This window comes from Runella sp. (genome assembly GCF_027484545.1).
Taxonomy (GTDB): domain Bacteria; phylum Bacteroidota; class Bacteroidia; order Cytophagales; family Spirosomataceae; genus Runella.
The window spans coordinates 1-12,208 of record NZ_JAIXST010000061.1 but is presented as its reverse complement, the minus strand read 5'-3'; the positions used below and the strand labels follow the sequence as shown (position 1 = coordinate 12,208).

Here is a 12,208-nt window from a genome sequence, read left to right as displayed (position 1 = left end):
ATTTTAAAGGTATATTTACCAGCTGCGCTTTTTATGACCAACCAGCCCGTAATAAAGAATAAAAGCATAAAGTGGAAGTAATATCCAATACGCTTGCTGAGTGCTATGAATTGAATCAGCCAATTTACCATAAACCAATGGTAATACGGCACCACCCGAAATTCCCATAATCAGCAAAGCGGAAGCTGTTTTGGTAAATTTGCCTAAACCATCCAGAGCCAAAGGCCAAAGCGCAGGCCATACCAAGGCGTTTGCCATACCGAGAACAGCGATACAAAGTACTGACGTAAAGCCACTGGTAAAGATGGCCAACACCGTCACAATAAGGCCAAGAATTGCCGATGCACGGAGGCAGGTGCCTTGCGACACATATTTGGGAATCAAAACAATACCCATTCCGTAAGCGGCCAACATTAACCAAAGGGTATAGGTGCCAAAAACGCTGGCTTCGCTTTCCGGAAATCCAAGAGATATTCCGTAACTGATGATGGTATCTCCTGCAATCACCTCTGCACCCACGTAGCAAAATAAGGCGATTACCCCCAAGACTAAATTGGGGAATGCAAATACACTGTTGTGTGCTGCGACGATAGTGCTCCCATCGGCGTCTACCTGTTCCTCACTTACGTCGGGAAGTCCCTTCGAAAATTTGATAAGAACAGCCAGTACTACCAATATCGCCGTCAAAATCATGTAAGGTACTTCCACTTTTTGAAGTTCATCTTGGGGAGTAGCGGCTGCGCCCCCGGCCAACAGCAGTCCACCAAATATCCGTTGACTGAAAATACCCGCTAATTTATTAGCTACCCCCATAAAACTGATTCTTTGGGCGGCACTTTCACGCGGTCCAAGAATAGTGGCATAAGGGTTAGAAGCCGTTTGCAGTAAAGTTAAACCGATACCAATAGTGAAAAGTCCAACTAAAAACAGGGGATAGGAGGCAATCTGGGCTGCCGGAATAAAAATGATGGTTCCAACGGCCATAATCCCTAAACCCAGCGACATTCCATTCTTGAAGCCTGTTCGTTTCAGTACTTCTGACGACGGAATCGCCATAACCGTATAAGAGATAAAAAAAGCAAAGGTAACCAAGTAAGAACTGGTGTTGTCGAGGCTGAATGCTTTTTTGAAAAAGGTAATGAGGGTACCGTTTACCCAGGTAACAAATCCGAAAACGAAGAAAAGTAAACCGATAATAATTAAAGGCCCGACGTAACTTTGGTTTTGATTAGACTTAGACATGGTTAGGAGAAAGGTTTAGTAAGTCAATAATAGCCCGAAAAAATGAATTTTTTTCCGCACTAAAAAGTTTTAGCGCGTATTTTTTAAATTTTTTTAAAATACAGAGGTGCCTTTTCAGCGCTTTGTGAGTGGTAATTTAAAACCCATAAATAGCAAACCCTCCGTCGACGGCCATAATGTGGCCTGTTATATAACTTGCAGCCGGTAAACAAAGAAACGCAATGGCATTGGCAACTTCTTCCGGTTGACCTACGCGCTTCATGGGGGTTCGCCCCAAAATATCCGCGAGGGCGTCAGGGTTGGATAAAACGGTTTCGGTCAGCGGTGTTTCAATATACCAAGGTGCTACGGCATTAACCCGGATGCCGTCAGCGGCCCATTCGCAAGCTAAATTTCGCGTAAGTTGATTAAGAGCGGCTTTGGTCATGCCGTAAATGGAGCCGCTCCGAAGCGAGGTAAGACCCGCTACTGAAGTCACATTGACGATACAGCCTTTGGCGGCTTTTAAATAGGGAAATAAAGCTTGAGAAAGCGAGAAAGCAGAACGCAGGTTGGTGTTGATGAGGTAATCGTATTCGTCATTTGAGTAAGCAATTGTGGGTTTACGAATATTGGTACCCACATTATTTACCAAAATATCCAGATTTTCCCATTGCTCGGCAACGGCCTGCGTGAGTTGTTGGATAGCGGAAGCACTTCCCAAATCCAATGCTAAACCACTGACCTGAAAACCTTGCGATTGATAATCGGCGACGTGTTGGTTGACTTCAGAAGCATTGCGGGCTACGAGCATTACTTCGGCCCCCATCTTTAATAAAATTTGGACGGTTGCACGTCCGATACCTTTTGTGCCGCCCGTTACGAGGGCGCGTTTGCCGGCAAGTTGCCAATGTGGAAGCATTTTATGGTAAGGTTAAAACTTTCAAATGAACTGTTACGTTATTATAAGCAAAACAACCAAATAACCTAATTAGACATGAATCGTCGTAATTTCATCCTCTCTTTGGGAGGAATATCATTAATGGGGCCGTTGGCAATCGCTCAACAGCAGGACAAAGAGCTAAAACGTGTGGTAAAAACGGATGCGGAATGGAAAAAAATTCTGAATCCGATGCAGTATTACGTAACGCGTCAAAAAGGAACGGAACGAGCTTTTACGGGCCCCTATTGGAATAATAAAGAAAAAGGTACTTACAAATGTGTTTGTTGCGGCACACCTTTGTTCAGTTCGGATACTAAATTTGAATCAGGGACAGGCTGGCCGAGTTTTTATGCTCCACTTACTAAAAAAGTTCTGAAAGACGAAAAAGATAAAAGCTTTGGAATGGAACGCGATGAGGTAATTTGTGCCGTTTGCGATGCCCATTTAGGCCACGTATTTGATGATGGCCCACGCCCTACCGGCCTGCGTTACTGTATGAACGGCGCCGCATTGGCTTTTGAAAAGAAATAATTTTTATCCCATTGGGTTGATGTCCTGATGGGATAAATTGGCTTCTCCTGAAAATAACTCAATCCAATAACCGTCAGGATCCTGGAGGAAGATTTGAAGAATCCCGTCAGGTCGCGGCTTGGGTGGACGATACGTGGCATTCATTTGTTTTAAATGATTTTCCCAGGCAGGTAAGTTGCTGACTTCAAGGGCAAAATGATTACTTCTTGAGCCCGAAACTACCGGCTCTGTGCGAATTCCAATCAAATGTAATTCCTGTTCAGTTCCCAAACGAAACCAAGCTCCCGGAAAATCGAAGGCAGGCCGAGGCAATTCTTCTAAGCCTAAAATGTTTTGATAAAACGCGATGCTTTTTTCAACATCAGCTACGTATATTGCAACGTGATTCAGTGCTTTGATTGTTAATTTCATAAATAAAGATTCCAACTATTTTTAAACGTGTTGCGTCTTAAGATTAGGTATGGACACGGTGTTCGTATCGTAAAAGAAATAAGTTTGTTAGCCATAAAAAAAGCACTCGTATTCGTATTTCTAACAGCCTTTGGCTGTAAAACTGAAAATCTCAGCGCAGTTGATCAAAACTTAGCAGGGGATTTTACCTTAAAATGGAAGCAGCAAACGCAGGTGGATGGGATTAAACTGTCATTTGACGATGTAGCAGACAGTCGTTGTCCGTCCAATGCTACCTGTATTCGGGCAGGAGAAGTAGTGGTGGATTTGAACGTAAATGCTCAACAAAAAATTCAAATGTGTCTTGGAGAGTGCCAGTTCGTACAACCTGGCAGAAAGAAAGGGTTTGTCACCCAGGATTCCTTAGACGTAACAATCAATAGTCAGAAGTACTTGTTTATTTTAAAACAGGTCAATCCTTATCCTGTGATGCCTCCCGCACCGAAGGAAAATTATGAAGTTAAAATGCAGGTAATTCGCCTTTAAAACAATAAAGCCTGACGGATTCCTCCGTCAGGCTTTATTATGAATTTCCATTAGAACGGTAAATCATCATCACCCCCATGGTTTCCTAAATCAGCTGAGATAGGTTCCGCAGGTTTTGGCGCTGCGGGACGAGGTGCGGGTGCCGCCTGAGATTGGGGAGCACCATAAGAAGGTTGACTTTCCTCACTGCCGCCGCTGTTACGACCTCCTACCAACTGCATGGTATTCGCACGGACGGTTTTGCCTTCACGTTGCTTTCCTTCTTTGTCCGTCCAGGTTTCGGTACGTAATTTCCCTTCGATATACACAGTATTTCCTTTCTTCAAATACTGTTCGGCGATCTTAGCCAAGTTATCCCACAATTCAATTCTATGCCATTCTGTTTGTTCTACACGCTCGCCGCTGCGGTTTGTATAGCTCTCTGAAGTAGCAATGTTAAAGCGAGCTACTGCTGAGCCATTTTCTAAATGACGAACTTCGGGGTCACTTCCTAAATTGCCTAATAAAATTACTTTGTTTACGCCAGCCATTGTTATAAATTGAGAATTAAAAGGTTACGAATTGATTCATTTTTTGCTGTTTTCCCAAGACAAATTTACTCAAAAAAACTGCTCTTTCCAATAAGACGTAATCAATACCGGTTTGGGTACATTTTCAATTTCTTCATGGGTTAAAAATGTCATTTTTTCAGGTAATTCGACTACCTCTCCGTGTGGGATTTGTAAGACCCAAAACTGCGCCTGAATGCGCTGATGTGATAAAATGTGGGTGTAAATACGAGCAGGGGCGGTAACGATTGTCTTCGACAAAATAGGCATTAGAGTGAGTAATCCGGGCAATTCATCAAGGGAAGAAATGATTTCTTTCGTCTCAATTAAGTGAAAGTCATACAGCTGTTGCCACACGTCGCGGTCAGTGCGTTGGCGCATAGCAACTGAGTCGTTTTGGATGATGACAAAATAATTGAAAAATCGCTCCCGTACTTTCGTTTTTTTGAGTTTAACCGGAAGTTTATTGACTCGTCCTTTGGCATTGGCTTGGCATTCGGCCTGCAACGGACATAATAAACAATCGGGAGAAACAGGAGTACAGTGAACGGCCCCAAATTCCATAATGGCTTGATTGTAAGTCGCCGGTTGGTCGTGGGGAATGAGTTCATTTGCTAATTGTGCAAATTGTTTTTGCCCTTGCGTACTGCCAATGTCTGTTTCTATTCCAAACACTCTTGCCAATACGCGATAGACGTTTCCATCTACCACCGCTACAGCTTCGTCATAAGCAAAAGAAGCAATGGCTGCAGCGGTATAGGGGCCGATTCCCTTGAGTTTAAGAAGCTGTGCGTACGTTTCAGGAAATTTGCCGTTTAGCTCCTGAGCAATGTATTTGGCTGTTTGATGAAGGTTGCGGGCACGAGAATAATAACCCAATCCCTGCCATAGCCGGATGACATCCTGTTCGGGGGCAGAGGCTAAGTCAAAGACGGTGGGATAGGTCTTAACAAAACGTTCATAATAAGGCAATCCCTGTGCAATACGAGTCTGTTGGAGAATGACTTCCGAAAGCCAAATATAGTACGGATCTCGGGTATGTCGCCAAGCTAAATCTCGGTGCTGATATTGGTACCAACGGATTACCTTTTCAGCAAAAAACTTGTTATTCAATGGATTCGGAATGTTTTTTTTGAAATTAAGACGGAAAAGATTTTCGCAATTTGTCGAAAAAGTACTACTTTTGTGCGCTCAAAACAAGCCGAGTGCTAACAACACATCGGCTAAGCAGGATTTTTGAAACTTATTTCCAAAAAATAACAGTTTTATAACCTTAAAGTTTAAAAAAGTGACGAAAGCAGACTTAATTGCCGCAGTGGCCGATCAAACCGGCATCGAAAAAGCACACGTTTCTGAAACAGTTGAAGCGTTTTTCTCAGTAGTAAAAGATTCATTGGCCAAAGGTGAAAATATTTATGTTCGCGGTTTTGGTAGTTTCGTAAACAAAAAACGTGCTAAGAAAGTAGCCCGTAACATCTCTAAAAACACGGCTATTGTGATTGAAGAGCATTATGTTCCGAGTTTCAAACCTGCAAAAGTTTTTGTAGAGCAAGTAAAAGGCTCAGACAAGTAATCGTATTGGTGCCGCTCAGAGGCTAAAAAAAGTGTTATGAATCGCTCAGTTTGGATAGTAATTTTGTTAGCTACACTACTTACCGGAGGGCTTTACAGCTTTCCCAGAGTTGTAGTTAGTACGCAGGAACGAAAACAGGTTGGCGAAAAAGACAGCACTCAGGCGCAGTCACCTGTAGCGGAAGAAAGAGCAACTGCTTCTACACCTTCCGATGCACATAATGCTCCACTGACTACTGAGCAGGAACATACAGTGAGTAAACTGGTTCAGCAATACACGTCGGCAACTGATTCAAAGGAGAAAGTAAAAGTAGGGGTACAGCTTTCTGATTTTTATTTAGACATCAGAAAATTCGACAGCTCGGCTAAATATGCAGAAGCAGTTGCTTTGTTAGAACCTACCGAGAAGAATTTCTTGAGAGCCGGTGATCGTTATTATGATGCCTTCGGTTTTTCCGCGGAGAGTAAAAAGACAGTGAATTTAGGAGTGAAGACCCGAGAGTGGTACCAAAAAGCGCTCGACAAAAACCCTAATTTACTTAGTGCAAAGGCAAATCTCGCCATGACCTATGTTTCGACGGAAACCCCGATGCAGGGAATTATGTTGTTACGCGAAGTACTGGCGACTGACCCAACCAATGAGGTGGCATTATTTAACTTAGGATTGCTCTCAATGCGGTCCAATCAATATGAAAAAGCAATTGAGCGTTTTCGTCAGTTGCTGAAAGTTCGTCCTGCTAATTTCAAAGCTCGCTTTTATTTGGGCGTATCTTTGGCTCAGACCGGAAAAAACAAGGAGGCTTTGGAAGAACTTTCCATTGTGAAACAGCAGGAAAAAGACCCCACCATTCAGGCAGCTATTGCTGAATTGGAGAAAGAATTGAAATGAAACAGACGTTGGTTGTCCGTTATCTGAAGTTTTTTGGGTAATATAAATCAATAACGAATCGACGCTGCAACACGAAGTTGCAGTGATAAAAGAAAATAATCACTTAAAAACATTTAAAGCTATGCCTTGCGGTAAAAAAAGAAAAAGACATAAAATCGCTACTCACAAACGTAAAAAGCGCCTCAGAAAAAATCGTCATAAGAAGAAATAATTTCTGATCCCAAAACCAAGGTACAAGTACGCCTTGGTTTTGGGATTTTATACACTTCTGCGATAATTTATCGGACAATGTAGTTGTTTTTAACCGCGCGTAATTTCTTATGCAGTGGTTTTCACCCTATATCCCCTCATAACATTGAGTAGCGAACTGGTCATTAGTGCCTCACAAAAAGGTACTCGCATTGCTCTTTTGCAAGAAAAGCGGCTTGTAGAGTACCATGTGGAGGAGTCGGAAAGTAGTTTTACGGTCGGTGATATCTATTTAGGTACCGTTCGGAAACTCGTTACTGGCTTGAACGCTGCTTTTGTTGACATCGGATATGAAAAAGATGCTTTTCTACACTATCATGATTTAGGTCCTAACGTACAGTCTCTAAACAAACTGACCAAAGAAGTCATCGCCAAACGCATCACCTCCGGCAAATTGAATAATTTCAAGATGGAGCCGGAAATTGATAAGTTGGGTAAAATTGACAAGTTGTTGGCGAAAAACCAACCCATTTTGGTACAAGTCGTTAAAGAACCTATTTCAACCAAAGGTCCCCGTCTTTCCTGTGATATATCCATTGCAGGCAGGTATGCGGTTTTGGTACCCTTCTCCAATTCGGTTAATATCTCCAAAAAAATTACGGACAAAGCAGAGCGTACTCGGCTTCATAAGCTGATGACCTCGGTCAAGCCCGCCAATTTTGGAATCATTGTCCGAACGGTAGCCGCCAACAAAGACGTGGATGAATTGGATAAAGATATCCAAAACTCCATTCGGAAGTGGGAACACGGAATGAAAGCCCTGAATGAGGCCAAACCCCGTGACCGAATCATTGGAGAAATGAACCGTGCGTCTTCCATCATGCGTGATATGCTCAACGATACGTTTGACAGTATTACGGTTGATACCAAAGAGATGTATGATGATATCAGAGAGTTTATTCATACGATTGCCCCAGAGAAAGAAAAAATTGTCAAACTCTTTAACGGCAAAAATAAACTCTACGAACAGGTAGGTCTTGAAAAGCAGATAAAGTCATTATTTGGTCGCTCGGTAAGCCTCCCCGGCGGTGGTTACTTAATCGTAGATCACACCGAAGCTCTCCACGTGATAGATGTCAATAGCGGCAACAAGTCCAACAACGAGGAAAGTCAGGAAGATACAGCGCTTCATACCAATACAGAAGCCGCCAAAGAAATAGCTCGCCAACTTCGCTTACGCGATATGGGCGGAATCATTGTGGTGGACTTTATTGATATGCGTAAAGCTGAACACAAAAAAGAACTGTACGATGTGATGAAAGCCGAAATGAAGGCCGATCGCTCGAAGTTTACCTTATTACCGCTTACTAAGTTTGGATTGATGCAAATCACGCGTCAACGGGTTCGCCCTGAGATTAATATCGTAACGCGCGAAGTATGCCCCACTTGTAACGGTACAGGAACTATTCAGCCCAGTATCCTGATTTCGGACATTATTGAAAGTAATCTCGAATATTTGTTGACCCGTCAAAACGAACAAAAGGTGTCGGTAGCCCTTCACCCGTACTTGCACGCGTACTTCACGGCGGGATTCCCGTCGCCCCGACTCAAATGGTTATTTAAATTCAAATCGTGGATTAAACTTCTGAAAGATAGCTCCTTGCCAATTACAGAGTTTAAATTCTACGATAAATACGGTGAAGAAATAGAAATCGCCGTAACTTGATTCTCTTAAAACATGTATGAAGGGTTAAGTGTTAGATAGTAAGGGTTAGTCAACCTTTCACTTCTAATTCTTAACCCTTAACTTTTTACCTATGAAAATAACAACTTTGGCCATTCGCGTTTGGCGAATGTTTTCGATGATAGCGGTTTTTGTTGTATCGGTCTATAGTTATAGTCTTTTCAGTGAAGATGTAGGTGTACATTTTGATGCTGCCGGTAAAGCCGACGAGTTTATAAGAAAATCTGAAATATTCTATATTATCGTTGGACTGATTTTAGTCAATAATGTATTGTTATTGGCACTGGGTCGTCAGTTACTCAAGATTCCGAATGATCTGCTTCCTATTCCGAATCGCGTTGAATGGGCTGCACAACGTGATGAGTTAAACGAACACCTCCGCAATTGGATCTACAGTTTGGTTGCTATGATCAATACACTCGTTGGTATGACTGTCTTTGCATTGGCCACGGTTAATAATGAGTTCACCTATAAAATTTCGGCTTTCGAGGGATTGTTGTATTTAGTGGTGGGATTCCTGTGTATCATTTTGATTGCTTTGCCTATTCGTTTAATGATAAAACCCAAGTTAGAGGATTAGTTATGCTCCCCGAAATACTTCTTGCTGATTATCAGTACGATTTGCCGGATGAACGAATTGCCCGATATCCCGTGGAGCCTCGTGACAGTTCTAAGTTGCAGATTTACCAGGACGGTAAAATTACTCATGAGCATTTCTTTAACTTACCTGATTATCTGCCGTCAGATAGTTTTTTAGTTTTCAACGATACCAAGGTCATTCCTGCTCGGGTGTTTTTTCAAAAGCCCACCGGAGCTGTCATAGAGATTTTTCTGCTTCATCCTGAAGAACCCTCGCGAATTATCAATGATGCCATGCAACAAACGGAAAGCGGTGTGTGGAGTTGTATGATTGGCAATAAAAAACGATGGAAAGTGGGGGAGGTTTTGACTACTGAATTACGAGTTTCGAATTACGAATTACGAATAAGGGCCGAATGGACTGATGTAGAGAATAATTGGGTAAAGTTTAGTTGGGAAGTTATTTCTTCTCCCCCTCCATTTTCTTCTCCTTCCTTTGCCGATGTCATTCGGGCGTTGGGTGAAATTCCGTTGCCGCCTTATTTGAATCGAAAAGCAGAAAGCCGGGATTTGGAAACGTACCAGACGGTTTATTCAAAAATTGAAGGGGCGGTTGCGGCACCTACCGCAGGATTACATTTTACTGAACGTGTTTTTGAAAATTTGGCTCGAAAGGGCATCAATCATGCTTTTGTTACTTTGCATGTGGGAGCGGGTACTTTTCAACCTGTCAAAGTACTGAATGCAGTGGAGCACACGATGCACGCAGAGCAGGTTGTTTTTACGTTAGATTTACTGGAAAAACTACGGCAAAATTTGGGAAGAATTATTGCGGTAGGAACTACTTCCGTACGGGCATTAGAGAGTTTATATTGGTACGGAGTACGTTTACTGCAAGGTGAAACATCGTTTTGGATTGAAAAACTGAGTCCGTATCAAAATGAACAAGTACCTTCGGCAGCCGATTCTTTGGAGGCAATTTTGAGTTACATGAAAGTTCAAAATCTGAAAGAGTTGGTGGGAGAAACGGAGATTATGATATTTCCCGGGTATGAGTTTAAACTTTGTAAAGGATTGATTACTAATTATCATCAACCTAACTCGACTCTTATGTTACTCATAGCAGCGTTTGTAGGGCCGGATTGGCGAAAAATTTACGAAGAAGCTTTGGCGAATGAGTATCGTTTTTTGAGTTATGGAGATTCTTCTTTACTTTTTGGAAATAATAGTTCTGCTACTTCCGTCAAATAAAATTGTTTTTGGGTTTATCATTTTGAAATCCAAATTTTAGCAGGTTCTTTTAAGTATCAATGTTGTTATTCATATAGCATAGCAAAATTTTCAGGATAACTATTTGAAATAGAATGCTTACAGTTAAGGCGAAATTTGTCACAATTAGTGAAGAAATTATTGAAAAGATAAAATCGGGAGAATTGCTCCCGGGTGATCAAATTTCGTCTGAAAACGAGCTTATTAAGCATTATAAAATAAGTAATACGACGGCCCGAAAAGCCTTGCTCGAAATAGAATCCAAAGGTTGGGCACGGCGTATTAAAGGCAAAGGAACGTTTGTTCTTAACCGTACGGAAGACCATCATTTGCTACGTACCCTCGGCTCTATTTATGCGACCCGTCGCGGTTTTCATGATAGTTTGATTGCCGAAGGATTCACGCCTAAAAACATTGTTCTTGAAAAAACAATCCTGCCTGACGGTATCTCATCAGAAATTAACGGACGACATTTTATCATTGGCGGGCCGGTCTTAAAACTGCACCAACTGCGGTATGCCGATGATTTATTGATGAAAGACGAGGTTAAATATATTTCGCTGACCTTATGTCCCAAGATCAATAAAATTCCCACTGAGGTATCGTATTTTAAAGTATATGAAGATACCTACCATCTGAAAATCAGTGAAGTGCAGCAAACCTTAGGCGTGGCTATTCTGGAGCCTAATACGACCAATTTTGAATCAAACAAGCCCATTCCTGCTTTTGTGCTGGATAGCGCGGTGGTATGTTCGGGCGATATTGTCGTGGAAATTGAGCAGTCGTATTATCACGGTGAGAAATACAAATTTGCCGTCATTGCCAGTCCTGAATACAATTACAAATCGGAAAATGCGGCGAATTGATTGATGGAACGCTTATTTTGTATGATTTTTATGATTAGTTATGAACCTATTTTAATCATAATTATCTTAAAAATCAGCGTTCTAAAATTACTTCTTAAACCATTTAAGCAACTCATTTACAATTAATTCGTGCCCTTTTTTGTTTGGGTGGTTAACGTGTGACATGTAGTTGGCTAACTCCCCGCGAGCTGCTGCTTTTTTGAATTGATCGTAGGGGTCAGCCAAACCAATCCGGTATTTTTCCGCCAATTGTTTGATTTGCTGCACATGCGCCTCCAAAGGATTGCCCGGGGCCAAAATATCTAATCGTTGATCAGGAGAAGAGGTCAATAAAATGACCTTGATATTTTGAGCCAAGGCCGTTTGAATCATCTTTTCCCAAGCTTCTTTTACGGCGTTGATGTCAGAAAAACGGTCGTTGAGCGCATAGTCGATCATTAACACATCAGGTTTGTGATTCAGAACTTCGGTTTCAAAACGCTTTTGCCCTTTCAACGAATTTTCGCCTCCAATGGCCGTAACAATCACATTGATAACAGCGTAAGGGTATTGGTCTTTTAACTTTCCCAAAATCAAATAGGGGTAGGATTCTAAGGTATGAACCTCATGGTCATGCCAAAAACCGGCAGGCACCGAATGCCCGTGAAATACCAGATTGATGGTGCGATTTTTAGGCCATTGGGTAACGAGTTCCTTTTTGATTTCTGACAAATAGCTCGCCGAGTCGGCAATGGAAGCGGTTTGCGCTTTTACAAAAGAGACCTGCAAAATCAAAAGGAACGGTATAAAAAGTCGTTTCATTGTTCTATTTTTGGCGGTGTATCAAATGTAATGCTGCCTCTCCAAGTTGAATTGCCAAAAGCACCAACCAATCGCCAAGTTGTGCCACTTGTCCAATTTGGAAAAGGATAGCGACTTTCT

The 12,208-nt window shown here is 42.0% G+C and carries 14 protein-coding genes; 8 read left to right on the top strand and 6 right to left on the bottom strand.

Annotated elements, in window-relative coordinates; all coding sequences use genetic code 11:
• Positions 1-15 precede the first annotated feature (15 nt).
• Together Q0081_RS05595 and Q0081_RS05590 are read right to left on the bottom strand one after the other, a co-directional pair.
• Positions 16-1,242, bottom strand: a complete 1,227-nt coding sequence (locus tag Q0081_RS05595; RefSeq protein ID WP_298350189.1) for a sugar MFS transporter — start codon at positions 1,240-1,242, stop codon at positions 16-18.
• A gap of 136 nt (positions 1,243-1,378) precedes the next feature.
• Entirely contained in the window at positions 1,379-2,143 is a 765-nt protein-coding gene (locus tag Q0081_RS05590; RefSeq protein WP_298350187.1) for an SDR family oxidoreductase, read from the bottom strand.
• A gap of 75 nt (positions 2,144-2,218) precedes the next feature.
• Between Q0081_RS05590 and msrB the strand changes: the two genes are divergently transcribed.
• On the top strand, positions 2,219-2,695 hold the full coding sequence (gene msrB, locus Q0081_RS05585) for a peptide-methionine (R)-S-oxide reductase MsrB (RefSeq protein WP_409034047.1): 477 nt from the start codon (positions 2,219-2,221) through the stop codon (positions 2,693-2,695).
• 3 nt (positions 2,696-2,698) lie between these two features.
• Here the strand turns inward: msrB and Q0081_RS05580 are convergent, their stop codons facing one another.
• Positions 2,699-3,106: a VOC family protein gene (locus tag Q0081_RS05580; RefSeq protein ID WP_298350185.1), complete on the bottom strand. Its 408-nt coding sequence runs from the start codon at positions 3,104-3,106 to the stop codon at positions 2,699-2,701.
• A gap of 30 nt (positions 3,107-3,136) precedes the next feature.
• Here Q0081_RS05580 and Q0081_RS05575 point away from each other — a divergent pair, with 30 nt between their 5' ends.
• A complete protein-coding gene (locus tag Q0081_RS05575; protein ID WP_298350184.1) occupies positions 3,137-3,631 on the top strand; it encodes a hypothetical protein in 495 nt (164 codons plus the stop codon).
• 50 nt (positions 3,632-3,681) lie between these two features.
• Here Q0081_RS05575 and Q0081_RS05570 read toward each other — a convergent pair whose 3' ends face one another.
• The gene (locus tag Q0081_RS05570) at positions 3,682-4,161 is read right to left on the bottom strand and encodes a single-stranded DNA-binding protein (RefSeq protein WP_298350182.1); all 480 of its coding nucleotides are present in this window, start codon (positions 4,159-4,161) and stop codon (positions 3,682-3,684) included.
• 69 nt (positions 4,162-4,230) lie between these two features.
• On the bottom strand, positions 4,231-5,292 hold the full coding sequence (gene mutY / locus Q0081_RS05565) for an A/G-specific adenine glycosylase (protein ID WP_298350180.1): 1,062 nt from the start codon (positions 5,290-5,292) through the stop codon (positions 4,231-4,233).
• Positions 5,293-5,467: 175 nt separating this feature from the next.
• Between mutY and Q0081_RS05560 the strand changes: the two genes are divergently transcribed.
• The 6 genes from Q0081_RS05560 to Q0081_RS05535 all read left to right on the top strand — a co-directional run bounded on the left by Q0081_RS05560 (position 5,468) and on the right by Q0081_RS05535 (position 11,287).
• Positions 5,468-5,752 carry an HU family DNA-binding protein gene (locus Q0081_RS05560; RefSeq protein WP_298350178.1) on the top strand — a complete coding sequence of 95 codons (285 nt, stop codon included), beginning with the start codon at positions 5,468-5,470 and terminating at the stop codon, positions 5,750-5,752.
• A 36-nt stretch (positions 5,753-5,788) separates the two neighbouring features.
• Positions 5,789-6,640: a tetratricopeptide repeat protein gene (locus tag Q0081_RS05555; protein WP_298350176.1), complete on the top strand. Its 852-nt coding sequence runs from the start codon at positions 5,789-5,791 to the stop codon at positions 6,638-6,640.
• Between the two features lie 355 nt (positions 6,641-6,995).
• A complete protein-coding gene (locus Q0081_RS05550; RefSeq protein WP_298350174.1) occupies positions 6,996-8,555 on the top strand; it encodes an Rne/Rng family ribonuclease in 1,560 nt (519 codons plus the stop codon).
• 91 nt (positions 8,556-8,646) lie between these two features.
• Entirely contained in the window at positions 8,647-9,153 is a 507-nt protein-coding gene (locus tag Q0081_RS05545; RefSeq protein ID WP_298350173.1) for a hypothetical protein, read from the top strand.
• A 2-nt stretch (positions 9,154-9,155) separates the two neighbouring features.
• On the top strand, positions 9,156-10,403 hold the full coding sequence (locus Q0081_RS05540) for an S-adenosylmethionine:tRNA ribosyltransferase-isomerase (protein WP_298350171.1): 1,248 nt from the start codon (positions 9,156-9,158) through the stop codon (positions 10,401-10,403).
• A gap of 113 nt (positions 10,404-10,516) precedes the next feature.
• Complete coding sequence (locus Q0081_RS05535) at positions 10,517-11,287, top strand: GntR family transcriptional regulator (RefSeq protein ID WP_298350169.1); 771 nt, start codon at positions 10,517-10,519, stop codon at positions 11,285-11,287.
• An 87-nt stretch (positions 11,288-11,374) separates the two neighbouring features.
• On the opposite strand, the gene Q0081_RS05530 is transcribed toward Q0081_RS05535, so the two are convergent.
• Positions 11,375-12,088 (bottom strand): SGNH/GDSL hydrolase family protein, encoded by a 714-nt coding sequence (locus Q0081_RS05530; RefSeq protein WP_298350167.1) that lies wholly within the window; start codon positions 12,086-12,088, stop codon positions 11,375-11,377.
• Positions 12,089-12,208 lie beyond the last annotated feature (120 nt).

What these genes read in the sequence shown, in the direction of transcription:
- Q0081_RS05595 (WP_298350189.1), bottom strand. Translation starts at nt 1,242, where the DNA reads ATGTCTAAGTCTAATCAAAACCAAAGTTACGTCGGGCCTTTAATTATT.
- Q0081_RS05590 (WP_298350187.1), bottom strand. Translation starts at nt 2,143, where the DNA reads ATGCTTCCACATTGGCAACTTGCCGGCAAACGCGCCCTCGTAACGGGC.
- msrB (WP_409034047.1), top strand. Translation starts at nt 2,219, where the DNA reads ATGAATCGTCGTAATTTCATCCTCTCTTTGGGAGGAATATCATTAATG.
- Q0081_RS05580 (WP_298350185.1), bottom strand. Translation starts at nt 3,106, where the DNA reads ATGAAATTAACAATCAAAGCACTGAATCACGTTGCAATATACGTAGCT.
- Q0081_RS05570 (WP_298350182.1), bottom strand. Translation starts at nt 4,161, where the DNA reads ATGGCTGGCGTAAACAAAGTAATTTTATTAGGCAATTTAGGAAGTGAC.
- Q0081_RS05555 (WP_298350176.1), top strand. Translation starts at nt 5,789, where the DNA reads ATGAATCGCTCAGTTTGGATAGTAATTTTGTTAGCTACACTACTTACC.
- Q0081_RS05545 (WP_298350173.1), top strand. Translation starts at nt 8,647, where the DNA reads ATGAAAATAACAACTTTGGCCATTCGCGTTTGGCGAATGTTTTCGATG.
- Q0081_RS05540 (WP_298350171.1), top strand. Translation starts at nt 9,156, where the DNA reads ATGCTCCCCGAAATACTTCTTGCTGATTATCAGTACGATTTGCCGGAT.
- Q0081_RS05535 (WP_298350169.1), top strand. Translation starts at nt 10,517, where the DNA reads ATGCTTACAGTTAAGGCGAAATTTGTCACAATTAGTGAAGAAATTATT.
- Q0081_RS05530 (WP_298350167.1), bottom strand. Translation starts at nt 12,088, where the DNA reads ATGAAACGACTTTTTATACCGTTCCTTTTGATTTTGCAGGTCTCTTTT.